This is a genomic window from Lactococcus sp. NH2-7C, from assembly GCF_029953655.1.
In the GTDB taxonomy this organism is placed as follows: Bacteria; Bacillota; Bacilli; order Lactobacillales; family Streptococcaceae; genus Lactococcus; species Lactococcus lactis.
The window spans coordinates 793,855-819,384 of the sequence record NZ_CP124538.1 but is presented as its reverse complement, the minus strand read 5'-3'; the positions used below and the strand labels follow the sequence as shown (position 1 = coordinate 819,384).

The window sequence follows — 25,530 nt, the reverse complement described above, 5'->3', positions numbered from 1 at the left end:
AATGGGAGCTTCACTTAATGAAATAAAAACTAAGATTGCCTCAACAAAGAAAACAAGTCAAATAACTGGAGCCATGCAAATGGTTTCCGCTGCGAAACTTCAAAAAGCTGAATCTCATGCCAAAGCATTTCAAATTTATGCTGAAAAAGTTCGTAAAATTACGACTGACTTGGTTTCCTCTGACAATGAGCCAGCAAAAAATCCGATGATGATAAAGCGAGAAGTTAAAAAAACTGGCTATCTTGTAATCACATCGGATCGTGGACTTGTCGGTGGCTATAATTCAAATATTTTAAAATCTGTCATGAATACTATCCGTAAACGTCATGCAAATGAAAGTGAATATACTATTCTTGCACTTGGTGGTACTGGGGCAGATTTCTTCAAAGCGCGTAATGTTAAAGTTTCTTATGTCCTTCGCGGTCTTTCAGACCAACCTACTTTTGAAGAAGTTAGAGCGATTGTTACAGAAGCTGTAACTGAATATCAAGCAGAAGAATTCGATGAACTCTATGTTTGCTATAATCACCATGTGAACTCATTGGTAAGTGATGCACGCATGGAAAAAATGTTGCCTATTTCTTTTGAAGAATCAGGTCAACAAAAACCATCTCTTGAAACATTTGAATTAGAACCAGATCGTGAAACAATCCTAAATCAATTGTTGCCACAATACGCTGAAAGTATGATTTACGGTTCAATCGTTGATGCTAAGACAGCAGAACACGCTGCAGGTATGACAGCAATGCGTACTGCAACTGACAATGCTCACTCTGTTATCAATGATTTGACCATTCAATACAACCGTGCTCGTCAAGCATCGATTACGCAAGAAATTACGGAAATCGTTGCAGGAGCCTCAGCTCTTTAATTTACTGATAGAAATTCTGTTCTTTGACAGAAAATAAAAACAGGAGGAAAAACATTGAGTTCTGGTAAAATTACTCAGGTTATCGGTCCCGTCGTTGACGTGGAATTTGGTTCTGATGCCAAATTGCCTGAGATTAACAATGCCTTGATTGTCTACAAAGATGTCAACGGCCTAAAAACAAAAATTACTCTTGAAGTTGCTTTGGAACTTGGTGATGGTGCAGTTCGTACAATCGCTATGGAATCTACTGATGGCTTGACTCGTGGACTTGAAGTCCTTGATACTGGTAAAGCAGTCAGCGTTCCTGTTGGGGAAGCTACTCTTGGTCGTGTTTTTAACGTCCTTGGTGATGTTATTGACGGCGGGGAAGAATTTGCTGCTGATGCAGAACGTAATCCTATCCATAAAAAAGCCCCAACATTTGACGAATTGTCAACTGCAAATGAAGTTCTTGTAACTGGGATTAAAGTTGTCGATTTGCTTGCACCTTATCTTAAAGGTGGTAAAGTTGGACTTTTCGGTGGTGCCGGTGTTGGTAAAACTGTCCTTATTCAAGAATTGATTCACAACATCGCCCAAGAACACGGAGGTATTTCTGTGTTTACTGGTGTTGGGGAACGTACTCGTGAAGGGAACGACCTTTACTGGGAAATGAAAGAATCAGGCGTTATTGAAAAAACTGCCATGGTCTTTGGTCAAATGAATGAACCACCAGGAGCACGTATGCGTGTTGCCCTTACTGGTTTGACAATTGCGGAATATTTCCGAGATGTCCAAGGCCAAGACGTATTGCTTTTCATTGACAACATCTTCCGCTTCACACAAGCTGGTTCAGAAGTTTCTGCCCTTTTGGGACGTATGCCTTCTGCCGTTGGTTACCAACCAACACTTGCTACTGAAATGGGGCAATTGCAAGAACGTATCACTTCTACTAAGAAGGGTTCTGTTACATCTATCCAAGCGATTTATGTCCCTGCCGATGACTATACTGACCCAGCGCCAGCTACAGCCTTCGCTCACTTGGATGCAACAACTAACTTGGAACGTCGCTTGACACAAATGGGGATTTATCCAGCCGTTGACCCACTTGCTTCATCATCACGTGCGCTTACACCTGAAATTGTTGGTGAAGAACACTATAAAGTGGCAATGGAAGTTCAACGTGTTCTCCAACGTTACAAGGAATTGCAAGATATTATTGCTATTCTTGGTATGGACGAATTGTCTGATGATGAAAAAGTTCTCGTTGGACGTGCACGTCGTATCCAATTCTTCCTTTCACAAAACTTCCACGTGGCGGAACAGTTTACTGGTCAACCTGGTTCATATGTACCAATTGATAAAACTGTTCATGACTTCAAAGAAATTTTGGAGGGTAAATATGACGAAGTTCCTGAAGATGCTTTCCGTGGTGTAGGTCCAATTGAGGATGTACTCAAAAAAGCAAAATCAATGGGCTATTAATTCGATTTCTGATAAATTGAGAAAGTGAAAATCCTCTATTGACTAAAAAATTTACTGACAAAAATTCTGTCAGTAAAAGTTGATTAAATTGTAAAATTTGAGTGACTGTTAGAGTTTTGGTTATAGAAAAGTATTTTTAACTTTGTAATTTAAATTTTCATAGAAAAAATTGGAGGGATCGAATGTCTGAAAACGTCATGACACTTCAAGTAATTACCCCTGCTGGTATGATTTATGATCACCATGCAAATTATATTACTGCTCGGACTACGAATGGTGAAATTGGTATTTTACCAAATATGATTTCAACAATCGCTGGACTTGAAATTGATGAACTTAAAGTTCGTCGTCCAGATGATGAAACGCATGTTGATTATATTGCAGTTAATGGTGGAATTATCGAAATAAAAGATAGTCTTGTAACAATTGTTGCAGACTCTGCCGAACGTAATCGTGATATTGATGTATCACGTGCGGAACGTGCAAAAATTCGAGCTGAAAAAGCACTTGAAGTTGCGAAAGCTGAGAAAAAATCAGATGAAATAAAAAGAGCGGAAGTGGCACTCCACCGAGCGCTTAACCGATTGAACGTTTCATCTCATAGATAAAAAAGCACCTACGGGTGTTTTTTAATTTCAAAGGAATAAGATTGCAAAATAAAGACAAACATGTTAAAATTGATGGAGTTCGTTAAATAAAACATGTAAATTAGAGAGGGGCAACGTGATTCTTGATTATTGTCATCAGCTATTGGATGTATTAACAAAGCTAGAAGAACTTTTACAAAGTTCAGATGAGTTGAAACAGAATTATGAACGACGAGTCGCCCGTCAGATTGAGTGGCAAGCAATTTTTCTAGGATTTATCATTTCTTTGATTTTAATTGTTTGGTTTATGAATGAAAAATCTGGTATGTTTGGGAGAGTAGCAGCAGAAACAGGTGCCACAGAAGTTTTTGTAAGAATGTTCTCAATCAGTTTTGTTGCCCTGATATTAGGTAATGGTATACGTATAGGCTCCCAATGGTTATGGATGAGAGACTATTTTCCTTTAGGGAAAAGAATGGTTAAAAGATTATTTTTGAAAAAATATCAAAAAAAAGAAAATGAAATTATAAAAGAAATAAAGCAGGTTCTAAAAGAAGAAATTTTAGAGGTGCCTCAACTACCAGAAAAATATCTTAATTCTAGAAGCGTGAATTATATCATCGGATGCATAGAAGCTAAAGAAGTTAAGAATTTATCAGAAGCGATTAACTTATTAGAATTAGAATCTCAAGATTTGCAAGTTCGTGATTTAATTATGAATGAAAAGAGTGCTCTTCTTAAATCAAGGCAGTTAGTGAGTGAAAGTCAATTAGAATAATTTATAAGAAAGGAATTAAGTTTGAACAATAACGACAAATATTTTAAGTTAACAACTTCTTATTTTATAAAGAAAATCAATTTTTGTTCAAAATTGATTCTCTTTATGATCATTTTCACTTATACACTGTCATTCCATTTTTTGAATGATGCTTTCTATAGAGTAGTTCAGGCAGATACTACAATTTCTCAGCTAGTTCCAGGTCAAAGTTTTGATACCGGAAATCATATATATCCGTTAGAGGCGAATCAGAATTCGGCATTATGGACAAATACTGGGTCAGCTGAGACTGTAGCAACTTCTCCCTTTTCAGTGAATTTAGTAAATAATAAGTCTAAATCTGCTGGATATGCTTTATTTAATGGTGCTATTGATATGACTCAGAAAGTGAGCTTTTCGGGTAATTTCTCATTACAAGCAAATTCTAGTACAGACCCTTTTGCTGCTGGTGATTCTCTAGGATTTATCTTAACACCAAAATCTACAGATTTTATTGCAAATAACTTAGAATTAAATTTAGCTGCCGATGGGACTTCAAAGGTTGTTGGAAAGTATTTGGGTATTGGTGGCCTGTCTGATTCAATCTTCATGGGTAGAGATCTATATCAAAACTCTGATGTAGATTTAGACGGTTCTGGTACAGAAAACGCGCCATCCAATAATATTTCAATTCGTCAGACAAATAATTTAGGGGAGTTAATTAAACAGGGTTATCCAACTACTTCAGTTCCAAATACTGGCAGTCCAATTACTGAAAATATGAAAATAGACTGGCAGCCAAGTAGCACATCTACTAATGATAAGAATGTAACAGGGGAGTTAACATATACAATATCGTCAGAAAATGGGGAAAAAGCTACAACTCTTTCGGAAAAAATAACAGTTGCTCGTTCAATGTCACTGGGGATAATTGGCTCGACTGGAGGTAATTTTGGACGTTTGACCTATTCGAGTACAGAAGATGTGTTTAATGCTTATAAAGGAACGCAGAGCGTTCAGGTGAACTATCTTGATCAAGATACCAACCAACCAATAGCAAATTTTCCCCCTTCCACAATAAAAGCTAATGTGGGAGATACAATTAAGTTGTTAGGTAAACAGCTCAGAGATATTGTTGATATAAATACCTTTTCTTTCCTTACACCAGAAATACCCGGGTATATTTTTGTGTCAGCCGCTCCTTTAGTTGTGGCAAATAATGATGCGGAAAATAATGTAATTAATGTTAGTTATAAGAAGCTTCCTATTGGAAAAGCACATTTTAATTATCAATATAGTGCTGATGTGGTAGACCAGTCGATTTCACTGCCAGCAATTAATGATACTGAAGGTGAGCTAAATGAAGCAGTTATTATGCCTGAACTCCCTAATTTACCGGAGAATTACTATATTTCGAAAGTAGTAACAACTGATGGTCAGCAATATGCTACTTTAAAAGATGCTATCTCAGGTGCGAAATATAAAAATCAAGAGTTGTACTTTACAATCATCGTTTCAAAAGTTATTGTACCTACCACAAGTGATAACAATTCAAGTAAGCAGAGTTCTACAGCAGAAAGAAAAAATGAACAAGGTAAACAAACTAGCAAAGATTCGACAACAGTAGATCAACCACAGGAACAAGAGACTGTAAAAAAAGAAGTAATTCATGAAAACGAAAAACCTAATAGTGGATTGAATGATACCTTCAAAGAAGTAAACAAGGAGATTAATTCATCACTTAAACCGTCGTTAAAAGTGCCTACAGAGATTTACCAAATGCCTCAATCATCTGGTGTAGCATTAAATAACGAGCAATCTAAATCTCCAAACGTGTCAGCTCACAATTTGGAAATGCAAGTGGCAGGAACAGTTGGAATGTTTGCTGGCGGTGTAGTTGCTATTGGAACAATTACATTATTTAATAAGTTTTATAAATTTTGGAAAATAGTAAAAAAATAAAAAACCAGAGCTCTGGTTTTTATTTTATCAAAAACACTTGTATTTATAATAAAATAGACTATTAATAAATAAAATAATAAATAAAAAAATTCCCATTTAAATTTTAATGGGAATTTTTCTATTTTATGCGTTCAAAACTTTTGATAAGAAATCTTGTAAACGGGGATGTTTTGGGCTATCAAAGAGTTCTTCTGGTGTACCATCTTCCAAGATAACTCCACCATCCGTAAAGATTACGCGGTTAGCAACTTTACGTGCAAAGCCCATTTCGTGAGTAACAATCAGCATTGTCATTCCTTCTTCGGCCAATTTTTGCATAACGGCTAGAACGTCACCAACCATTTCAGGGTCAAGCGCTGAGGTTGGCTCGTCAAAGAGCATAACGTCAGGATTCATTGCCAGGGCACGGGCGATGGCAACACGTTGTTTTTGACCTCCTGAAAGCATTTCAGGCATTGCATCTTTCTTATCTAACAAGCCAACTGTTTCAAGAAGTTGAATCGCTTTTTTATCTGCATCATCTTTTGACATCTTTTTCAATTCAACTGGAGCATATGTAATATTTTGCATCACAGTCATATTTGGGAAAAGATTGAAATGTTGGAAAACCATTCCAACGTTTTGACGAACAAGATTAAGATTTGTATTTTTATCAGTAAGGTTAAATCCGTCAATAATAATATCGCCAGAAGTAGCTGTTTCGAGCCCGTTTAAAGCTCTAAGAAAAGTTGATTTCCCAGAACCTGAAGGACCAATGATGCAGACTACATCACCTTTTTCAAATTTTGTTGTAATTCCTTTTAGAACTTCGTTTTTTCCAAAAGATTTGTGAAGATCAGTGACTTCGATTTGAGTATTGATTCCCATATTAGTATGTTCTCCTTATTTCATTCTTTTTTCAACACGACGTCCAATCCACATTAAGAAGAGGAGGACAATCATGTAAACTAAACCAATTAATCCATAAACACGGAAGGCTTGGAAGTTACGTGCCACGATAATTTGACCTGTTTGGAGCAATTCAACAAGTCCGATAACTGAAACTAATGTTGTATCTTTCAATGTAATGATGAATTGGTTAATCAAACTAGGAATTGTAATTTTAATAGCTTGAGGTAAGATAACCTTGCGCATTGATGTCAGGTAAGTCACACCGAGTGAGCGACTAGCTTCCATTTGTCCAGAAGGTACAGCTTGAACACCAGAACGAACGATTTCTGCAATATAAGCAGAAGAGTTCAAAGTAAGGGCGATAACACCCGCTGTAAATTCATTAAGTGGTGATTGATGACCCGTAATGATTTGTAACAAGTTAGGAATTCCGTAGAAGATAAAGATTGTTAACACTAAAAGCGGAATTGAACGGTTAAGGTCAACATAAATGCGGGCAATTGTACGAAGAATCTTGCTTGGAGCTACTGAGAAAAGTCCAAAGATAATTCCGACAATCATTGCTAAGATAAATGATAGAATAGCAAGTTCAAGTGTAACGAGTAAACCACGGCCAATTTGTTCCCAGTTATTTTTTAAAATACCAAAGAAAGTATTTTCTTTTGTACTTGATTGGACTGTTTTAGCACCAGTAGCTAAATATTTATCGATGATTTTATCATATTCACCATTGGCGCGGAGATTTGCTAAACCATTGTTAAACATTTCAATCAATTCTGGATTGCTTCCTTTTTTAACAGCGAATCCATATTGACCATCAGGAATTGGTTTAATTGGTGTGGCAAATTTTTGCCCTTGTTTAATGGCGTATTTAATGACGGGTTCATCATCCATTAGAGCATTGATAGAACCGTTATTCAATGATGAATACATGGTTGTCGCATCAGAGAAAGTTTTTACGGTGTAGCCATATTCTTTTGCATGGGCGTTAAGATAATCAAAAGAGGCAGTTCCGTTCTTAGCGCCAAGTGTTTTACCTTTAAGGTCTTTCCATGACTTGATAGAGTCATCTGTACTTGATGTGGCAATAGTCAAGTTTGAAGAATAGTAAGGATTACCATAGTCGAAAACTTGTTTACGAGCATCAGTAATTGACATTCCTGACATCATTCCGTCAGCATGTCCAGATTGAACAGAGTCAACAGCTGCTTGGAAACCAATGAAATTCCATTTCAGTTTGAAACCTTGGTTCTTAGCAATAGCGTTAAGCAAGTCAACGTCTATACCAGTGAATTGTTTATTATCATTTTGGAATTCAAATGGAGCGAAGCTATTGTCTGAAGCAATGGTATAAACATCTTTTTTAGGTGTTGCTTTTTTAGTGGCAGTAATCCCATATTTTTTTAGGATTTTATCATAATCTCCGTTTGATTTCATTTCAGCGAGTGCTTTATTGAAACCATCAACGAGCGTTGAATTTTTGCCTTTCATTACGGCAAAACCATAGCCTCCTGGAAGGGAGATTGATGGGAAGTTCATTGCTAAATCTTGCCCTTGTTTCATAGCGTAAGAAATAACTGGAACTTCGTCCATTGCTCCAGCAATATTACCAGAGCTTAGAGCGGCAAACATATGAACACCGTCAGAATAGGTTTTGATTGTGTAACCATATTTCTTTTGATTTTCTTGAAGCCACGTTTGAGCAGCAGTCCCATTCTTTGCTCCGACTGCTTTATCTTTAAGATCACTGTAATTAGTAAGTTTAGAGTCTTTAGTAGTAGCAATGGTCAAAGCTGATGTATAGTAAGGATTAGAAAAATCAAAAGTTTGTTTACGTTCGTCGGTGATTGTCATACCGGCAATTACACCATCTACTTGCCCAGCTTTAAGGTTTTGAAGAGCTGCATCAAAACCTGGATATGACATTTCTAATTTCCAGTCATTGATTTTAGCAACTTCTTGCATTATATCAACATCAATCCCTACCCATTTTTTCTGACCATTTTGAAATTCAAATGGTGCGTATGAGCTATCGGATGCAATTTTTACAGTTGTCTCGGCCTTAACCGAAGGTGCGACTAGGAAAGCTGTAACAGTGGCAAGCATCATTGCCAGAGCGAAAAATAATTTCTTCATTTTGTCTCCTCGAATATGAGATTTGAGCTTGTCTTCTTTTAAATATAAAAAAATGAAAATTAAAAAAATGTTCTTCAAAATAAGTGTTGGAATAACATTCTTTTAGTTTCCTATATTTTAGGAGCTAAGCTCAGTTTATTTTATTCTGGGAAAATTATACCACAAATGTTGCTCATAAGCAAGCTGATGTCAGGTTTTCTGACATTGTTTGACCATTAAATTTGAGATTTCTCTGATAAAATATAAGAAAGTTGTTATTGTCAAAAAGGGCTTTTTGTTGTAAAATTGAACGAGTGCTTGAATGAATTCTTTATGTATTCTATTTAAGTAAACAGAACTATTGTAAGAATTTTTAACTTTTGAAAAGGAATATTATGTTTGTACAACTTTCGATTTTTGGTTTCTTTAATGACTGGATGGCTAATTTTGCCCAGATGCCTAATGGTCATATTTGGATATATGTTGTTTTAGGGGCGATTATTTTTATTGAAACAGGATTAGTGATTTTCCCATTCTTGCCTGGGGATTCAATTTTATTTTTTGTTGGTTCTTTGGCAGCAATGTCAAACGGAAAATTATCTATTGGCTTATTGATTTTGGTGATGGGGATTATTGCTTTCATTGCTAATCTGTTGAATTATGAAATTGGTCGAAGATTTGGGGATGTCATTCCAAAACATAAATGGCTTTCTCGCTTCTTAAAACCAGAATATATGGAAGAAGCTCATCAATTTTTTGAAAAATGGGGTTCTTGGGCCATTTTCTTAGGGCGATTCATGCCAATCATTCGGACAATTGTTCCATTTACAGCTGGTGCTGGTAAAATGCCACATAAAAAGTTTATTTTCTTTAACTTCATTGGTGGTTTTGCTTGGGTTATTGTTGCCTTAGGTGCAGGTTATTTATTTGGTGGAATTCCTTTTGTTAAAAAACATTTTGAAATCATCATGATTGCCATTGTCTTTGTTTCATTATTACCGGCGATTATTGGGGTTTTGAAACGCGTTCTTGGAAGTCGCAAGGAAGCTTAACTTTATGATAAAATAGGACTTACAAAACTGTCAGTCCTTTTTTTGTTGATTGATATGTCAATGACAATAGAATTTACTGACAAAGACACTAGCATAGCCGGTTGCGTCTTGCGCACTTATGAATATGTTAGTAGTTTCATCAGTAATTTTGGAGAATTTTTATGAACATTAACGGCTACACTCGTATGGCTGCTGTTGTAGCAAACCCAATTAAACACAGCTTGTCACCTTTTATTCATAATCTGGCTTTTGATTTAACTGATGAAAATGGTGTTTATTTAGCCTGGGAAGTTGAGGCTGAAAAATTGCCAGCTATTGTGGATAATGTTCGTACTTTGGATATGTATGGGCTTAATATTTCAATGCCCTATAAAACAGAAATTATTCCATTTATGGATGAATTGAGTCCGGTCGCTGAATTAATTGGTGCTGTTAATACAGTAGTCAATCAATCAGGTAAATTAATTGGACATAACACAGATGGTATTGGATTCTTCAATAGTTTAGAAAAATATCATTTCAATATCAAAGATAAACAAATGCTTATTCTTGGTGGAGGCGGTGCAGCAATTGCGATTATTGCTCAGGCGGCTTTGTCTGAAGCTAAAAAAATTGTGGTCGCAGCAAGAAAATCGGCCTCATATATTCCGCTAAAAGAAAAATTGGAAAAGCTGTCAGTAAAAACAGGGATTGAAATTTTACTGACAGACTTATCTGAAGTTGATAGATTACAAAAAGAGTTGAAACAGACCGACTTATTAGTAAATGCAACCTCAGTCGGAATGGACGGAGAATCTTTGCCGCTAGAAAAGAGCTTAGTTCTTCCTGAAAAACTTTTGGTGGTAGATGCTATTTATAAAGTAAGAGAAACACCATTTTTACGTTGGGCAAAAGAGCAAGGCGCTCAAACTGAAAATGGACTTGGCATGCTCATTGGGCAGGCGGCCGAAAGCTTTTATTTATGGACAGGTAAAGAAATGCCTGTTGTAAAAATTACATTAGAAATGGAGAAAGAAGCATGAAATTAAATGTGAATTTACCAGAACATCCCTATGATGTCATCATCGAAAATGGGGCCTTGGCTAATATGGGAACATGGGTTTCTTCATTGTGGAAGAAGCAAAAAATTGTTTTGATTTCTGATAATCATGTTAACGGACTTTATGGTCAGAAAGTTGTTGACCAACTTGAAAAAGCAGGTTTTGAAGTCGCAACTTTTGAATTTCCCGAAGGAGAAGCCAGTAAAAATTTACTAACAGCCGAAAATGCATGGAATTTTTGCGCCGAATTTGGAATGACACGTTCTGATGGAATTATTGCACTCGGTGGTGGAGTGACAGGTGATTTAGCTGGTTTTGTAGCTTCTACTTATATGCGTGGCATTCATTTCTTGCAAATTCCAACAAGTTTGACCGCTCAAGTGGATAGTTCTATTGGTGGGAAAACAGGAATTAATTCCAAAATGGCTAAGAATATGATTGGGACTTTTACACAACCTGACGGGGTTTTAATTGACCCTGAGGTTCTGCAAACGCTCGGTCAAAGAGAATTCCGCGAAGGATTGGGAGAGGTCATCAAGTGCGCCCTAATTGCTGACAAAGACCTCTGGAATTTACTGACAGACTTGTCAGCGGATGATTTGGTCGAAAATCTTGATAAGATTGAAGAAATTATCTATCGGTCTTGTGAAGTAAAACGAAAAGTGGTTGTTGATGATGAGTTAGACAATGGCGTACGGCTCTATCTGAACTTTGGTCATACGATTGGCCATGCTGTCGAAAATACTGCAGGCTATGGCAAAGTGATGCATGGAGAAGCAGTTGCTATTGGAATGGTTCAAATCAGTAAAATTGCCGAACTCAAAGGCCTTATGCCCAAAGGAATTACTGACCAAATCCGAAAGATGGTCAAAAAATATGGTTTACCTGACGAATATCAACCTTGGGATGAAGAGCTTTTGTTTAAAGCCTTAACTCATGATAAAAAAGCACGTGGAAGAATCATCAAAACCGTCATTGTTCCTGAAATTGGCACCGCTAACATTAATGAAGTGACCTTTGAAGAAATGAAAGACTATCTCAAAAAATAATTTGAGTTATTCTGAGAGGAACCTTATCTAAAAATTACAAAAATGTGGTAGCATTAAAAAACTCCCAGCTTTTATAAAAGCTGTAAAAACACTTATTTAAAGGAGAAACGATGTATCTTTACCTAGCTTTTGCTTTAGTTGGCGGTTTTTTACTTGCTAATCAAAATCCAATCAATGCGGATTTACGAAAAATTGTTGGCTCACCATTTTTAGCCTCTGGAATTTCCAACTTTGTTGGTTCGATTTTTTTAGGAATCATCACTTTAGTGACAAGTCAAACACTTTTTCCTAGTTTTCAATTTGTTGGCTCACACCCGGCATGGATATGGATTGGTGGAATTCTTGGTGGGATTTTCTTAACATCTAATGTTTTACTTTTTCCAAGATTAGGAGCCGTCCAAACGGTGATTTTACCTATTTTGGGTCAAATATTGATGGGGACACTTATCGATTCGTTTGGCTGGTTTCATGCCATGCAACTTCCGATGACTCTGATGCGTTTTTTAGGAATTATCATTACTTTAGCTGGGGTTATTGTTGCGGTTGTTCTTCCTAATTTAAAAGAAAAAGAAGCAGAAACGCACCAAACTAACTTACTGGGCTGGCGAATTTGGGCGGTCATCGTTGGGGCAATGTCAGCTGCTCAACAAGCAATTAATGGCCGATTGGGAGTTTTACTTGAAAATACTGCACAAGCAGCCTTTGTTTCGTTCTTCATTGGATTTTTAGCTATTTTTATCGTGTCACTTTTTATTGACCGCCGTTTGCCAAAAATTTCAGAATTAAAAAAAGCAAGACCTTGGAATGGAATTGGTGGATTCTTAGGAGCCTCATTCGTTTTTGCAACAGTTGTTGCTGTTCCGCAAATTGGGGCGGGGCTGACGATTATGATGGGCTTGATTGGACAAATTTTAGGCAGTATGCTGGTTCAGCAATTTGGTTGGTGGCGCTCAAGTAAATATGGAATTCAAATATGGCAAATTGTTGGGATTCTAATTATGCTGACCGGAATAATATTCATTAAATTTTTATAATGTAGCTAGTAATATGGAACAGGGCTTCACGCTCACTAACTTCCTACTCCTATTATGACCGAATGAAGCGGAGGATAGCTGTTGTCAGTTTACTGACCTACAGATATGCTAGTAGTTTTACCTAGAAACGATAATTTTTCCGCTGAGTGAGTGCGACTCGACTTGCGACTTTATTCGCATAGCGAGAATGGACAGCATAGCTAGCGTGATACAAGCAATGATAGATATAAAAGAACTTAGAAAATTGAGGATAATCACTCTAAAATGTTTACTCAAAAATCATTTGAAATTTTTAAAATAGAAGGTTTAGAACCAAGAATGGCCGAGATTCGTTCTGAAATTCAACCTGTTTTTTCTGAAATTGGTCAAAAGTTACTGACAGAGCTGTCAGTAAAAATTCCAAATCAAGAATTTTACTTTCACATCGCTCAACATCGCAGAAGAACAGCAAATGCGCCTGAAAATACTTGGTCAGCAATTTCCACAAAAGCCCGTGGTTATAAAATGGAAGCCCATTTTCAATTAGGAATTTGGGAAGATTACGTTTTTATTTATTTATCAATGATAGACCAGCCTAAAAAGCAAAAAGAATACGCTAACTTACTGACAAATCTGTCAGTAGAAAAGTTACTGACAGAAAATTTTGTAATCTCAAAAGACCACACAAAAGCAGAAACTTATCCCCTGTCAGCATTTAGGGAAGCCGCTGAACGATTAGGAAAAGTAAAAAAATCTGAATTGGAAATTGGACGGATTTGGCCTAAAGAAAGATTTAACGGCAAAGAGGATTCAATAATTATAGCGGAAATGGTAGAAACAATTGACCAACTCTTACCGATTTATCAAAAGTTAATGGAGGTCTAATCTAATGAAGACATTTATTTGGGATTTAGACGGGACACTAATTGATAGCTATGAGGTGTTTTTAGAAGCCTTGTCCGAATCATTTGCAAACTTCAACCTACCATTTGACCGAGAAACAGTATATAATTTTATAAAGGGGCAATCAGTCAATGCTTTACTAAAAGAACAAACCGTTCCTTTTCAAGAAATAAAAGAAGATTTCACGGCAAATTCGACAGCTAAAAATGACAAAATTAAATTAATGGCTGGTGCAAAAGAGGTTTTAGAATGGACTCAAAAAGAAAATATTCAAAATTTCATTTATACTCACAAGGGAAAAAATGCTTATGATTTACTTAATCAGCTAGAAATTTCACCCTATTTTTTAGAAGTTGTCACTTCTGAAAATGGATTTAAAAGAAAACCTCATCCTGAAGCAATCAATTATTTACTTGAAAAGTATAACTTAAAGCCTGAAGAAACCTATTATATTGGTGACCGAAGCCTTGATATTGAAGCAGCCCATAACGGTGGCATTCAATCAATCAATTTTCTTTCAGCAAAAAATTCACAGCAAATCAATAAATTAAAAGATATTATTCAAATTTTTGAAATAAAATAAGTAAAAGGTTACTAAAAAATGGAGGTATAAAATGCGTTATTTTACAGCGGGAGAATCTCACGGCCCAAGACTTACAGCAATTATTGAAGGTGTGCCGGCTGGTCTCTCAATATCAGCAGAAGATATTAATATTGAACTTAAACGTCGTCAAGGCGGTTATGGCCGTGGCGGTCGGATGAAAATTGAATCCGATCAAGTTGAAATTACTTCAGGAGTTCGACACGGAAAAACAATTGGTAGCCCAATTACGCTTAATGTTACAAACCGTGACTTCAAGAATTGGGAACAGATTATGGCAGCTCAAGATGTTGAAGATAAAATAAAAAAACAACGTCGTTTGACCAAACCACGCCCAGGACATGCCGATTTAGTTGGTGGAATGAAATATGAATTTGAAGATTTACGAAATGTTTTAGAACGTTCATCAGCGCGTGAGACAACAATGCGTGTTGCAGTTGGAGCTGTGGCAAAAAAACTTCTTCACGAGTTAGAGATTGAAGTAGCTAATCATGTCGTAAATTTTGGCGGACGAGAAATTACGAGTCCAGAAAATTTAAGTGTTCAAGAAATCCGTCAGACGGCTGGTCTCAGCGATTTATCTATTTTTGATGATAGCCAAGCAGAAGAATTACGCACTTACATTGACCAAATTAAAAAAGCTGGCGATACAATTGGTGGAATCATTGAAACCAGAGTGGAAGGAGTTCCGGCTGGTCTCGGTTCCTATGTCCAATATGACAGGAAACTGGATGCAAAACTCGCTGCTGCCGTTGTTTCTATCAACGCATTCAAGGGAGTTGAATTTGGACTTGGTTTTGAAGCAGGAAAACGACTAGGCAGTCGAGTGATGGATGAAATCATATGGTCTGAGGACAAAGGTTATAGTCGTTCAAGTAATCAATTAGGTGGTTTTGAAGGAGGTATGACAAATGGAGAACAACTCATCATCCGTGGTGTCATGAAACCTATCCCAACACTTTATAAACCCTTGATGTCTATTGATACAGAAAGTCACGAACCCTATAAAGCAAGTGTAGAACGCTCTGATCCAACTGCTCTTCCAGCTGCAGGAGTTGTGATGGAAAATGTAGTGGCAACAGTTGTTGCTCAAGAAATTTGTGATAAATTTAATTCGGATACAATGAATGAGCTGAAAATTGCTGTAGATAACTACAAAAAACGTTTATCAAAATATTAAAAAATAAGCCAGTCTCTGGCTTTTTTTATATAAATAAATAACTTACGAATTTGTAAGTTTTCAGACGAATATTTCTTGTTACAATAAACTTATCAAGAAAAGTTAAGGAGAACAAAATGAAAAAAATATTTTTTGGAATAGCAGCCCTTATTTTAATAATTGGAGGAGCTGGTTTTGCATGGTACAAAGTAACTTATGGCGGAGGGGCTTACTACGTTCAAATTACCAAAGATGGCAAAGAAAAAAGTGGAAGAACAGATTCAGGCGATAAATATACGGAATATATTTATGATATAAATTCTTATCAAAAAGATGGTAAGGAGAAAAAAGTTAACTTTATGGCGGACCATAATCTCCGGAAAGAAGCTTACCTGAAATTAACAGTTAATTCCGTCAAAGGCGTAACCTCTTGGGAAGAAGTAAAAAAAGCAGAGGTTCCCAAAGAAGCCCTTAAGAAATTAAATAATAACTCATAAAAATAGTCTCAGAAAGAAAGAGGAAAGAAGATGACATTTTTGCAAATTAATATTATGCTAATGACCATTACAGTTATTTTGGCTTCACTAATGGGCGCTTGCCTCCTTTATTCCATGAAGACAATGCGAACACGTTTAGCTAAAATAAATAAAAAGAACGAAATCGAAAGATAGGAGAAAAATATGTTACTCGAAGTAAAACATCTCAAGAAAGTTTTTAAAACAAGATTTTCAAAAGAAGAAACCACTGCCCTTGTTGATATTGATTTTGGTGTAGAAGAAGGCGAATATATTGCCATTATGGGGGAATCTGGTTCAGGAAAAACAACCCTTTTGAACATCTTGTCAACTCTTGAAAAACCAACTTCTGGACAAGTACTCTTAAATAAAGAAGATATCACAGCTATTAAAGACAAAGAAATTTCTGCTTTCAGACGTGATCATCTTGGTTTTGTATTCCAAGATTTCAATTTACTTGATACACTTAACGTCAGAGACAATATTTATCTTCCGCTCGTTTTATCAAAATCAAGTGTAGAATTAATGAAGAGCAGACTAAAAATTCTCGCACCTAAACTCAACATTGAAAAACTCTTAGAAAAACAACCTTTTGAACTTTCAGGGGGACAAAAACAGCGGGTTGCAGTGGCTCGCGCATTGATTAGCCAACCTGATTTAGTCCTTGCCGATGAACCCACAGCTGCCTTGGACTTTAAAAATTCAGAAGACTTGCTCAATCTTTTTGAGGAGATTAATGATAGCGGTCAAACCATTATCATGGTTACTCACTCAAGTTTAGCTGCTAGCCATGCGAAACGTGTTCTTTTTATAAAAGACGGTGTTCTTTATCACCAACTTTATCGTGGTGAAAAAAGCTCAACTGAATTTGCAAAAGAAATCACTCTTTCAATGACCGCTTTCTTGGGAGCGCCAGAGGATGAGGAGGTGTCCTTAAATGCTTAGTTTAAAACTTGCGGCCAATAACATCAAAAAAGGATTTAAAAGTTTTGCTCCTTTTTTAATGGCCTCAGTTACGATGTTCGTAATGATTTTTGTTACTGCATCGATCGCCTTATCCCCCTCAATTGATAAATTAAAAGGAGGAAGTTCTCTTTCACAAATTATGAGTTTTGCATTAATTGTGTTATCTATTTTTGCAGTTCTTATACTAATCTACAGTTATCGCTTTTTACAAACCCAACGTTCTAAAGAATTTGGACTCTATGATATTCTTGGCTTTGGTAAAACAAGAATTGTTGGAGTAGCATTTTTAGAGTTACTTTTAAGCTATATCATCACTGTAATTGTTGGAACAATTTGTGGAATTGCCTTTTCAAAATTCCTCTTCTTGGTTTTTGTAAATATGATTGGGGGAAATTACTTTAATTTAGTTATTAGCCCTGGTGCCATTATTATACTTGCCATTCTCTTCTTTATTTTCTTTTTAATATTAATGATGATTGGAGTCTGGATTATCTGGCGTTCTTCAAGCCTTGACCTTCTAAGGGAGGAATCAAAAGGCGAAAAAGAACCAAAATCAAATTTGTTTTTTGCAATTGCTGCTGTTATTCTTCTTGGAGCAGGTTATTATATTGCTCTAACTGTGGATAACCCTATATCAGCTTTGGTGAAATTCTTTATTGCTGTTTTGTTGGTTATCTTTGGAACCTATCTCTTTTATATTAGTTTTACTGTTTGGTACCTTAAACTCAAAAAGAAACGCCCAAGTTATTATAAACCAAATAATTTCATTACAACTAGTTCTATGCTTTATCGAATGAAAGCAAATGCTGTTGGTCTAGGAAATATCACAATTTTGTTATCAATGACTATCGTGACGGTGGTAGTTAGTTTAGGAGTTTTCCTCGGCACTGAAAACATGGTTAAAACATTCTATACAAGAGAAGCCCAAGTTTTCTCAACCTCTCCTAATGAGAATAGAGAAGAAACTATTGATAGAATTAAAAGTGTTGCTGATAGTAAAAAAATAGATATTGATAATATTGCAGATTTATACTATGTTCAAGACTTGCAAGTTGACAGAACGCCTTCTTCTAAAGAAAAATTTATCACGTCGAATAAATTAGGAGCCATGTTTGATAAGGATTCTTATTATGCGACAATGACAACTATTCAAAGTTTACAATCCTTAGGAAATAAAAAAATTCCATCTTTAAAAGATAATCAAGTTTTACTCATAGATTTATCTAAGAAAAATTCTTCAGCAATTAATCCTAAAGAAGTAACTTGGTATGGTCAAACATATGAGGTTAAGGAAAATCTCAAGTCTGTTAAAGATTTCCCTTCAAGTAGTACATCTACAATTTCATCTAAGAATATGATGATTATTTTCGCTAATGACCAAGCTTTTGAAAAAGCACTTGCTAATTTTAATAAGGCTATAAGTGGTCAACAAGGTTTTGAAAATCTAGCAAATACAACGATTCTTTTTGACATTAAACCAGTTGATGAAAAGAGATTTACAAAAGCTTTCAAAGAAGAATTTAAAAATAATAAAGATTTAACAATTTCTTATCGTAGTGAAGCTTTGCAAGACCAACGTGCTGAAATTGGTGGACTTGTATTTGTTGGATTTGTTTTAGGAATCAGCTTCATTCTTGGAGCAGCTTTGATTATCTATTACAAACAACTTTCTGAGGGAGCTCAAGATAAACGCTCATTTAAGATTTTACAAGAGGTAGGGCTTTCAAAAGAAGAAGTACAAAAAACAATCAAATCTCAAGTTCGTATGATATTCTTCTTGCCATTGGTTATCACCATCTGCCACTTTGCTGGTGCTTATCTTATGATTGAAAAAATAATAATGCTGTTTGATATTACTGATCGTTCCATTATTTTAATAATTTCTTTAGTCACTATTGCAATTCTTGCCCTTATTTATTATCTCATTTATAAGGCAACGAGTCGTGTTTACTACAAAATTGTTGAAAGATAAAAAAGAAGGCATAAATATGCCTCTTTTTTATTTAGAATAATTATAGAAGAATCAAGGAAAGGAAAATGCTACAAAAGAGAGCTACTTTTGATATAATAAAAGGAACGAAAACAATGATTTTTCTCTACACGAGAAGTATATTGTTAGAGGAAAAAGTGATACTTTCAAGGAAAGGAAAATATGACGATCTATCTTCATTCAATTCAAATTGGAGTTCTTCTCTTCTTTATATTTTTATTTATATCTTTAATTCCATATTTGATTGTTCAATATCGTCGCTATGGTCGGATTAATTTTTGGCGTTTCTTTGTCAATTTTTCATTTATTCTTTATCTGATTTGTGCCTATGCCATGACTATTTTTCCTCTTCCTCCTGTAAGTGAAGTGGCAAAAATGACAGGCCCAGAACAAAACCTAGTTCCATTTGAGTTTGTTCGACAATTTATTTTGTATAGCCCTTTTAGTCTAAATGAACCTTCAACTTGGATTTCAGCCCTAAAAGATTCAACATTTATCCAGCCTTTCTTTAATCTACTGTTGACATTGCCATTTGGTTTTTATTTAAAATATCTTTTTAAACGTTCATTTAAACAAACTTTTATTTCAAGTTTTTTGCTGACTCTATCTTTTGAACTTATCCAAAGGTCAGCTCTGTTTGGACTGTATCCTCGCCCTTATCGTTTATTTGATGTTGATGATTTAATGATTAATACGCTTGGAAGTTTAATTGGTTATGGAATTGCGGTCTTTTTTAGTCGATTTTTACCAGATTTGGATGCAACTAAGGTTGAAAGTTCAAGAGTTAGCCTTTCAAGACGGTTTATTGCATTTTTAGTTGATATGATTCTGGTCTCTATCATTGGAAGTTTATTCCTTCCGACAGGCTATTATTCAGAATTAATAATTTTAGGAATTGTTCCGATAGTTCTCAAGGCAACTCCAGGTCAATTATTATTGAGAATCGAAATCAAAGCCAAAAATCGTTTTAGAATTGCTTTAAGACAATTTTTATCTTTTGGAAACTTTGCTTTGATTATCGCAGCAGATTATTTTCTTCAACGTTCAGCTACAATAGCTCAGGATCAATTGGGACAAAACTTTTTACTTATTCTACTCTTTTTAGGATTAAGCCTTTTACCTTTACTGGATGTTTTAATTGCTTTTCTTTCGAAAACAAGAAAGCTTTGGTATGAAAGAGTCAGTGATACACAAATAATAGCAAGATTGAAAACAAATGGGGAGTAAACATGACTAAAATATTTATTGTAGAAGATGACGAAATTATTGTAAAAGCAATTAAGATAGCCTTGGAAAAAGAATTTCAAGTCAGAAGTGTTTCCAATTTTCGAGCAGTGAAACAAGAAATTATGGAATTTGAAGCAGATTTAGTATTAATGGATATCGGGCTACCATTTTATAGCGGTTTTTATTGGACAAATGAATTGAGAAAACTATCTCAAATTCCCATTATCTTTATTTCCTCAGCTTCAGATGATATGAATCAAGTAACTGCAATGAATCAAGGAGCTGATGATTTTGTAACGAAACCATTTTCATTAGAAATTTTAAATGCAAAAATAAAAGCCCTTTTACGTAGGAGTTATTCTTTTGCTGGTATTGAAAAATTAGAATTTGCTGGTTATATTTTATCTGAAAATACCCTGATCTCGACTCATGAAGCTGTTCGTGAAGAAATTGAGTTGACAAATTCTGAAAATAAAATTTTAACTTTACTCTTTCGAGCAAATGGCGAGGTTGTGACTAAGGAAAAAATTCTACAAGAGTTGTGGCAAACAGATGAATTTATTGATGCAAATACATTGAATGTAAAAATGACTCGTTTACGCAAAAAGCTTGGTGAAATTGGCTTTGACAAGCATATTATGACTAAAAGAGGAAGTGGCTATGCTCTGGTTTAAATTTTTTAAGTCTAAGATTCCACAAATTGGTGTCTTCTTGCTTATGTCGGCTATTTATATTGTGACATTTTGGCTTTGGCATTTACCAATGATGGCATTTGCTAATAGTACCTTGTTTGCAATAATCATTTTTGTCATTTATCTTATTTCATCCTATTTTCGTTGGAAAGCAAACTGCGAAGCTATTGAGAGAGTAGTGAAAGACAATGAAGAGTTGCAAAAAAAGTTGGAACAACAAAATCTTGCCGAGCGTGAAATGGAAGATATTATTAGAGTCTGGTCGCACCAGATGAAAGTCCCTTTGGCAGCTATTGATTTAATGACTCAAACTCAAGTTAATAGGGAGGAGTTGAAGAATCAGGTTTTTTCTCTAGAAAATTATCTAAAAATTCTCCTTGAGTATCAAAGAATTAACAATTTAGCTACTGATTTCAGATTTGAAAAAGTGAGCATGGCTTTACTTGTGAAAGAATTAGTCAAAAAATACAGTAGCTTTTTTATTCAGAAAAATCTTTCAATCCAAATTGAAGGAGAATGGTTAGTTAATAGTGACCAAAGATGGTTAAGTTTGGCTGTTGAGCAACTGCTAAATAATGCTGTAAAGTACACCAAGGAAGGTGGGATTCTAATTAAAATTAAAACTGGTGAATTAATCATTCAAGATAGTGGAATTGGGATATTAAAAGAAGACCTTCCTCGCCTTTTTGAACATGGATTTACTGGATATAATGGTCGGATTCAACAAAAATCAACAGGTCTTGGACTTTATTTATCTAAATTGATTTTAGATAAATTAGAATTTGAAATTTCAATTACTTCTGAAATTGGAAATGGGACGTCTGTGACAATAACGAAAGAATAAAAATGAAAAAAATATTAATCATTGGGCTTGGTCTGATTGGAAGTTCAATTGCCTTAGGAATAAAAAGAGCTCATCCTCATTTTGAAATTCTTGGCTCTGATCGTGAGGAAATTCAAGAAATTGCTCAAAAGCGCGGAATTATTGATTCTAAAGTTAGCTTAGTTGAAGGAGCTGAAAAAGCAGATATTATTATTTTGGCTGTTCCAATTACAACCACTTTGGAGCTTTTGAAAAAGCTAGCAACTTTGGATTTAAAAAAAGGTCTTTTGATTACAGATACAGGTTCAACTAAGAGTGAAATTGTTGAACTCGCAAATCAACTTTTTGATGAAGGCAAAGTACGATTTATCGGTGGACATCCGATGGCTGGCTCTCATAAATCAGGAGTTATGGCGGCAGATATTAATTTATTTGAAAATGCTTATTATGTTTTGACCAAAGAAAATCAAGAATTACGTGATTTACTTAAAGGACTTCATGCCAAATTTATTATCTTAGATGCAGAAGAGCACGACCGTGTCACTGGGCAGGTTTCTCATTTCCCGCATATTTTAGCTTCGGCCCTCGTTTGGCAGTCAGATGATTTTTCAAAAGAACATCCTTTAGTGAAACATTTAGCGGCTGGTGGTTTTAGAGATTTAACTAGAATTGCCGAGGCTGACAGTTTGATGTGGACAAGTGTCTTATTATCAAATCCAGAAATTACGATTGATAGAATAGAAAATTTCAAAAAACAATTAGATGAAATTGCTCTAAAAATTGCTAATAGGGATTCTGCAGCTATAGAACACTTTTTTGAACAAGGTAAAAAAATTCGTCAAGTCATGGAAATTCATAAAGGGGCTTTGCCAAACTTTTATGATTTATTTATTTCGGTTCCCGATGAAAAAGGGGTTGTTTTAAGGGTTTTAGGCTTACTAGAAGATTTCTCAATAACAAATGTAAAAATTAATGAAGAAAATCGCGAAGATATTCATGGTCAACTTCAAATTTCATTCAAGAGAGCGGAAGATTTAAAAGAAGCACGAGAAATTATTAAAAAAGCAACTGATTTTACAGTTGTTTGATAAAGATTAAAGATAGGACTTTCTTAGTCTTAAAATCTTAGGAAAAATTATTGAAAATAAAAGGGCTCTAAGCGCCCTTTTATGCTATAATAAATACTAAAAAATGTTTAGGATAATATAATGAAATTAAAGATAAATTCGCAGGGTTTAAGAGGACGTTTAAAAGTTCCAGGAGATAAATCAATCTCACATCGTAGTATTATGTTTGGCTCTATTGCTAAAGGAAAAACTGTTATTTATGATATTTTACGTGGAGAAGATGTCTTATCTACTATTGAAGCTTTTCGTGCGATGGGAGTTGAGATTGAGGATAAGGGTGAGGTGATTACTGTCCACGGTAAAGGAATTTCAGAACTTAAGGCTCCTGAAAAAGCACTGGATATGGGAAATTCCGGAACTTCAACTCGTCTTTTATCGGGGATTTTAGCAGGCCTTCCTTTTGAAACTACTTTGTTTGGTGATGACAGTTTATCAAAAAGACCAATGGATCGTGTAGCAACTCCTTTACAATTGATGGGGGCAGAAATTACTGGTCAAACCGATAAGGTTAGATTACCGATGACAATTAAAGGAAGCACGCATTTGAAGGCAATTGACTATGTACTTCCGGTGGCTTCGGCTCAGGTAAAATCAGCTTTAATTTTTGCTGCTTTGCAGGCAGAAGGGTTGACGAAAGTTGTGGAAAAGGAAAAAACACGCTCACATACGGAAGAAATGTTAGTTCAATTTGGTGGAGAACTTAAGGTTTCTGATAAAACAATTCTTGTACCTGGTGGACAAAAACTTGTGGGGCAAAAAGTAGTAGTTCCTGGAGATATTAGTTCGGCAGCTTTTTGGCTGGTTGCGGCCTTGGTTGTTGATAATTCAGAACTTATTCTAGAAAATGTTGGAGTTAATGAAACGAGAACTGGAATTATCGAAGTCATTCAAGCAATGGGTGGACAGTTGGAAATTTTAGAGCAAGATAATGTGGCAAAGGCTGCAACTCTAAAAGTAAAAGCTAGCCAATTGACAGGAACTGAAATTTCAGGTGATTTAATTCCTAGATTAATTGATGAATTGCCAATCATTGCTCTCTTAGCAACGCAAGCTCAAGGCGAAACAATTATTCGAGATGCGGCTGAGCTAAAAGTAAAAGAAACTGACCGAATTGCTGTTGTCGCGGATGCTCTTAATAGTATGGGGGCCAAAATTCAACCAACTGATGATGGAATGATTATTCAAGGTGGAACGAAACTCCATGCTCCAGAAAATTCAATTAATACTTTAGGTGACCATAGAATTGGAATGATGGTTGCAATTGCAGCACTTTTGGTTGAAAATGGGGAAGTTGAACTTGAACGTGCTGAAGCAATTCAAACAAGTTATCCAAGTTTCTTTGACGATTTAGAACAATTGTCGAAAAATATTTGAGCTTAAGTGATTGGAAGAAAAAATGAGTATCATTTTAATTGGATTTATGGGTGCGGGAAAGTCCACAGTAGCAAAACTTTTAACAGAAAATTTTACTGATTTGGATCAATTAATTGAAGAAGAAATTGAGATGCCAATTGCTGAATTTTTTGAATTATTTGGGGAAGCTGATTTTCGTAAAATTGAAAATGAGGTTTTTGAACTTGCGCTTCAAAAGAATATAATTATTGCAACGGGCGGTGGAATAATTGAAAATCCAAAGAATTTAGAGGCTCTTGATAGAGAAACTGGAGTTGTCTTTTTAACAGCTGATTTTGAAACGCTTTGGGAACGAATTTCGATGGATTTGCAGAATGTTCGTCCTCTAGCGCAGGATAAAAAGGCCGCTCAATTTTTATTTGAGAAAAGAAAAAAAGACTATGCAAAAGTGGCTGATTTAACGATTGATGTTACTGATAAGAGTCCAGAGCAAATTGTAGAAGAGATTCGTGAAAAATGGGGGATAAAGTAAGATGAAAATTGCGTATTTAGGACCTCGGGGCTCTTTTTGTTCGGTGGTGGCTGAGACAGCATTTGTATCAGAAGAATTATTTGCTTATGATAGTATTCTGGATGTTATTGAAGCTTATGATGAAGGAAAATGTGATTTTGCTCTTGTTCCTATTGAAAATTCGACTGAAGGAACTGTGAATATGAGTATTGATAAAATTTTTCATGATTCTAAGGCGACAGTTGTGGCTGAATTTGTTTTGCCAATTTCACAAAATTTGCTGGCTCTTTCAAAAGAGGGAAAAATTGAACATATTTATTCACACCCTCAAGCGCTTGCACAAACACGAAATTATTTACGAGAGCATTATCCACAGGCAAAGGTTGAAATTACGGATTCTACTTCAGCAGCAGCTGAATTTGTGAAAAATCATCCAGATTTGCCAATTGCAGCTGTTGCTAATTCTTACGCGGCTAAAATGTATGATTTAGAGATCGTTGCCAAAAATATTCAGGATTTAGCAGGAAATTCTACTCGGTTTTGGTTATTGGGGAAAGAGAAAAAATCATTTGATTTACTAAAAACAGGTGAGAAGGTGAGTTTGGCTTTGACTCTACCTGATAACCTGCCAGGAGCGCTTCATAAAGCGATTTCTGTATTTGCTTGGCGTGATATTGATATGACAAAAATTGAATCACGTCCTTTAAGAACAAGGCTAGGTCAGTACTTTTTTAATATTGATTTGGTAAATAATGAAAAAAATAATTTAAAAATTCCTTATGCTCTTGAAGAACTATCAGGTTTGGGAGTAAAGGTTCGTTTATTAGGAAATTATGCAGTCTATTCATTGGGAGAGGTGTAA

At 35.4% G+C, this 25,530-nt stretch carries 24 protein-coding genes; 22 read left to right on the top strand and 2 right to left on the bottom strand.

All coding sequences use genetic code 11. From position 1 onward, the window contains the following. Nucleotide 1 precedes the first annotated feature (1 nt). The 5 genes from QJV49_RS03930 to QJV49_RS03910 all read left to right on the top strand — a co-directional run bounded on the left by QJV49_RS03930 (nt 2) and on the right by QJV49_RS03910 (nt 5,641). Entirely contained in the window at nt 2-871 is an 870-nt protein-coding gene (locus QJV49_RS03930; RefSeq protein ID WP_025016981.1) for a F0F1 ATP synthase subunit gamma, read from the top strand. 54 nt (nt 872-925) lie between these two features. After that, the gene (gene atpD / locus QJV49_RS03925) at nt 926-2,335 is read left to right on the top strand and encodes a F0F1 ATP synthase subunit beta (RefSeq protein WP_225511924.1); all 1,410 of its coding nucleotides are present in this window, start codon (nt 926-928) and stop codon (nt 2,333-2,335) included. A gap of 182 nt (nt 2,336-2,517) precedes the next feature. Continuing rightward, nucleotides 2,518-2,943: a F0F1 ATP synthase subunit epsilon gene (locus tag QJV49_RS03920; RefSeq protein WP_047206667.1), complete on the top strand. Its 426-nt coding sequence runs from the start codon at nt 2,518-2,520 to the stop codon at nt 2,941-2,943. Nucleotides 2,944-3,058: 115 nt separating this feature from the next. Continuing rightward, complete coding sequence (locus QJV49_RS03915) at nt 3,059-3,700, top strand: hypothetical protein (protein WP_225511925.1); 642 nt, start codon at nt 3,059-3,061, stop codon at nt 3,698-3,700. A gap of 21 nt (nt 3,701-3,721) precedes the next feature. Continuing rightward, on the top strand, nt 3,722-5,641 hold the full coding sequence (locus tag QJV49_RS03910) for a lectin-like domain-containing protein (RefSeq protein ID WP_225511926.1): 1,920 nt from the start codon (nt 3,722-3,724) through the stop codon (nt 5,639-5,641). Between the two features lie 123 nt (nt 5,642-5,764). On the opposite strand, the gene QJV49_RS03905 is transcribed toward QJV49_RS03910, so the two are convergent. Both QJV49_RS03905 and QJV49_RS03900 read right to left on the bottom strand, forming a co-directional pair. After that, the gene (locus tag QJV49_RS03905) at nt 5,765-6,508 is read right to left on the bottom strand and encodes an amino acid ABC transporter ATP-binding protein (protein WP_003132766.1); all 744 of its coding nucleotides are present in this window, start codon (nt 6,506-6,508) and stop codon (nt 5,765-5,767) included. A 15-nt stretch (nt 6,509-6,523) separates the two neighbouring features. Next, nucleotides 6,524-8,668 (bottom strand): amino acid ABC transporter substrate-binding protein/permease, encoded by a 2,145-nt coding sequence (locus QJV49_RS03900; protein WP_225511927.1) that lies wholly within the window; start codon nt 8,666-8,668, stop codon nt 6,524-6,526. Between the two features lie 374 nt (nt 8,669-9,042). On the opposite strand from QJV49_RS03900, the gene QJV49_RS03895 reads away from it, so the two are divergent. The 17 genes from QJV49_RS03895 to pheA all read left to right on the top strand — a co-directional run bounded on the left by QJV49_RS03895 (nt 9,043) and on the right by pheA (nt 25,530). Next, complete coding sequence (locus tag QJV49_RS03895; protein ID WP_225511928.1) at nt 9,043-9,699, top strand: VTT domain-containing protein; 657 nt, start codon at nt 9,043-9,045, stop codon at nt 9,697-9,699. Nucleotides 9,700-9,860: 161 nt separating this feature from the next. Next, nucleotides 9,861-10,721 carry a shikimate dehydrogenase gene (locus QJV49_RS03890; RefSeq protein WP_225511929.1) on the top strand — a complete coding sequence of 287 codons (861 nt, stop codon included), beginning with the start codon at nt 9,861-9,863 and terminating at the stop codon, nt 10,719-10,721. Next, nucleotides 10,718-11,788 (top strand): 3-dehydroquinate synthase, encoded by a 1,071-nt coding sequence (aroB, locus tag QJV49_RS03885; RefSeq protein ID WP_225511930.1) that lies wholly within the window; start codon nt 10,718-10,720, stop codon nt 11,786-11,788. The genes QJV49_RS03890 and aroB overlap by 4 nt, the downstream gene beginning before the upstream one ends. Nucleotides 11,789-11,898: 110 nt before the next feature. After that, nucleotides 11,899-12,822 (top strand): DMT family transporter, encoded by a 924-nt coding sequence (locus QJV49_RS03880; protein ID WP_225511931.1) that lies wholly within the window; start codon nt 11,899-11,901, stop codon nt 12,820-12,822. A 264-nt stretch (nt 12,823-13,086) separates the two neighbouring features. Further along, a complete protein-coding gene (locus QJV49_RS03875) occupies nt 13,087-13,686 on the top strand; it encodes a DUF1054 family protein (protein ID WP_225511932.1) in 600 nt (199 codons plus the stop codon). A gap of 4 nt (nt 13,687-13,690) precedes the next feature. Then, a complete protein-coding gene (locus QJV49_RS03870; protein ID WP_225511933.1) occupies nt 13,691-14,287 on the top strand; it encodes an HAD family hydrolase in 597 nt (198 codons plus the stop codon). Nucleotides 14,288-14,318: 31 nt separating this feature from the next. Further along, nucleotides 14,319-15,485, top strand: coding sequence for a chorismate synthase (gene aroC / locus QJV49_RS03865; protein WP_225511934.1), 1,167 nt, complete (start codon nt 14,319-14,321; stop codon nt 15,483-15,485). A 116-nt stretch (nt 15,486-15,601) separates the two neighbouring features. After that, on the top strand, nt 15,602-15,961 hold the full coding sequence (locus tag QJV49_RS03860) for a YxeA family protein (RefSeq protein ID WP_225511935.1): 360 nt from the start codon (nt 15,602-15,604) through the stop codon (nt 15,959-15,961). Between the two features lie 183 nt (nt 15,962-16,144). Beyond that, nucleotides 16,145-16,924 (top strand): ABC transporter ATP-binding protein, encoded by a 780-nt coding sequence (locus QJV49_RS03855; protein WP_225511936.1) that lies wholly within the window; start codon nt 16,145-16,147, stop codon nt 16,922-16,924. Continuing rightward, nucleotides 16,917-18,917 (top strand): ABC transporter permease, encoded by a 2,001-nt coding sequence (locus QJV49_RS03850; protein ID WP_225511937.1) that lies wholly within the window; start codon nt 16,917-16,919, stop codon nt 18,915-18,917. Before QJV49_RS03855 ends, QJV49_RS03850 begins: the two co-directional genes overlap by 8 nt. Nucleotides 18,918-19,097: 180 nt before the next feature. Then, nucleotides 19,098-20,162, top strand: coding sequence for a VanZ family protein (locus QJV49_RS03845; RefSeq protein WP_225511938.1), 1,065 nt, complete (start codon nt 19,098-19,100; stop codon nt 20,160-20,162). Between the two features lie 2 nt (nt 20,163-20,164). Continuing rightward, nucleotides 20,165-20,836: a response regulator transcription factor gene (locus tag QJV49_RS03840; protein ID WP_225511939.1), complete on the top strand. Its 672-nt coding sequence runs from the start codon at nt 20,165-20,167 to the stop codon at nt 20,834-20,836. Next, nucleotides 20,823-21,698 carry a HAMP domain-containing sensor histidine kinase gene (locus QJV49_RS03835; RefSeq protein ID WP_225511940.1) on the top strand — a complete coding sequence of 292 codons (876 nt, stop codon included), beginning with the start codon at nt 20,823-20,825 and terminating at the stop codon, nt 21,696-21,698. Before QJV49_RS03840 ends, QJV49_RS03835 begins: the two co-directional genes overlap by 14 nt. 2 nt (nt 21,699-21,700) lie before the next feature. Beyond that, nucleotides 21,701-22,765, top strand: coding sequence for a prephenate dehydrogenase (locus QJV49_RS03830; RefSeq protein WP_225511941.1), 1,065 nt, complete (start codon nt 21,701-21,703; stop codon nt 22,763-22,765). A gap of 120 nt (nt 22,766-22,885) precedes the next feature. Then, nucleotides 22,886-24,178 carry a 3-phosphoshikimate 1-carboxyvinyltransferase gene (aroA, locus tag QJV49_RS03825; protein WP_225511942.1) on the top strand — a complete coding sequence of 431 codons (1,293 nt, stop codon included), beginning with the start codon at nt 22,886-22,888 and terminating at the stop codon, nt 24,176-24,178. Between the two features lie 22 nt (nt 24,179-24,200). After that, nucleotides 24,201-24,689 (top strand): shikimate kinase, encoded by a 489-nt coding sequence (locus tag QJV49_RS03820; RefSeq protein WP_225511943.1) that lies wholly within the window; start codon nt 24,201-24,203, stop codon nt 24,687-24,689. 1 nt (nt 24,690) lies between these two features. Further along, complete coding sequence (gene pheA, locus QJV49_RS03815; RefSeq protein ID WP_014570689.1) at nt 24,691-25,530, top strand: prephenate dehydratase; 840 nt, start codon at nt 24,691-24,693, stop codon at nt 25,528-25,530.

What these genes read in the sequence shown, in the direction of transcription:
- QJV49_RS03930 (WP_025016981.1), top strand. Translation starts at nt 2, where the DNA reads ATGGGAGCTTCACTTAATGAAATAAAAACTAAGATTGCCTCAACAAAG.
- QJV49_RS03920 (WP_047206667.1), top strand. Translation starts at nt 2,518, where the DNA reads ATGTCTGAAAACGTCATGACACTTCAAGTAATTACCCCTGCTGGTATG.
- QJV49_RS03905 (WP_003132766.1), bottom strand. Translation starts at nt 6,508, where the DNA reads ATGGGAATCAATACTCAAATCGAAGTCACTGATCTTCACAAATCTTTT.
- QJV49_RS03900 (WP_225511927.1), bottom strand. Translation starts at nt 8,668, where the DNA reads ATGAAGAAATTATTTTTCGCTCTGGCAATGATGCTTGCCACTGTTACA.
- QJV49_RS03895 (WP_225511928.1), top strand. Translation starts at nt 9,043, where the DNA reads ATGTTTGTACAACTTTCGATTTTTGGTTTCTTTAATGACTGGATGGCT.
- QJV49_RS03890 (WP_225511929.1), top strand. Translation starts at nt 9,861, where the DNA reads ATGAACATTAACGGCTACACTCGTATGGCTGCTGTTGTAGCAAACCCA.
- aroB (WP_225511930.1), top strand. Translation starts at nt 10,718, where the DNA reads ATGAAATTAAATGTGAATTTACCAGAACATCCCTATGATGTCATCATC.
- QJV49_RS03880 (WP_225511931.1), top strand. Translation starts at nt 11,899, where the DNA reads ATGTATCTTTACCTAGCTTTTGCTTTAGTTGGCGGTTTTTTACTTGCT.
- QJV49_RS03875 (WP_225511932.1), top strand. Translation starts at nt 13,087, where the DNA reads ATGTTTACTCAAAAATCATTTGAAATTTTTAAAATAGAAGGTTTAGAA.
- QJV49_RS03870 (WP_225511933.1), top strand. Translation starts at nt 13,691, where the DNA reads ATGAAGACATTTATTTGGGATTTAGACGGGACACTAATTGATAGCTAT.
- aroC (WP_225511934.1), top strand. Translation starts at nt 14,319, where the DNA reads ATGCGTTATTTTACAGCGGGAGAATCTCACGGCCCAAGACTTACAGCA.
- QJV49_RS03860 (WP_225511935.1), top strand. Translation starts at nt 15,602, where the DNA reads ATGAAAAAAATATTTTTTGGAATAGCAGCCCTTATTTTAATAATTGGA.
- QJV49_RS03855 (WP_225511936.1), top strand. Translation starts at nt 16,145, where the DNA reads ATGTTACTCGAAGTAAAACATCTCAAGAAAGTTTTTAAAACAAGATTT.
- QJV49_RS03850 (WP_225511937.1), top strand. Translation starts at nt 16,917, where the DNA reads ATGCTTAGTTTAAAACTTGCGGCCAATAACATCAAAAAAGGATTTAAA.
- QJV49_RS03845 (WP_225511938.1), top strand. Translation starts at nt 19,098, where the DNA reads ATGACGATCTATCTTCATTCAATTCAAATTGGAGTTCTTCTCTTCTTT.
- QJV49_RS03840 (WP_225511939.1), top strand. Translation starts at nt 20,165, where the DNA reads ATGACTAAAATATTTATTGTAGAAGATGACGAAATTATTGTAAAAGCA.
- QJV49_RS03835 (WP_225511940.1), top strand. Translation starts at nt 20,823, where the DNA reads ATGCTCTGGTTTAAATTTTTTAAGTCTAAGATTCCACAAATTGGTGTC.
- QJV49_RS03830 (WP_225511941.1), top strand. Translation starts at nt 21,701, where the DNA reads ATGAAAAAAATATTAATCATTGGGCTTGGTCTGATTGGAAGTTCAATT.
- aroA (WP_225511942.1), top strand. Translation starts at nt 22,886, where the DNA reads ATGAAATTAAAGATAAATTCGCAGGGTTTAAGAGGACGTTTAAAAGTT.
- QJV49_RS03820 (WP_225511943.1), top strand. Translation starts at nt 24,201, where the DNA reads ATGAGTATCATTTTAATTGGATTTATGGGTGCGGGAAAGTCCACAGTA.
- pheA (WP_014570689.1), top strand. Translation starts at nt 24,691, where the DNA reads ATGAAAATTGCGTATTTAGGACCTCGGGGCTCTTTTTGTTCGGTGGTG.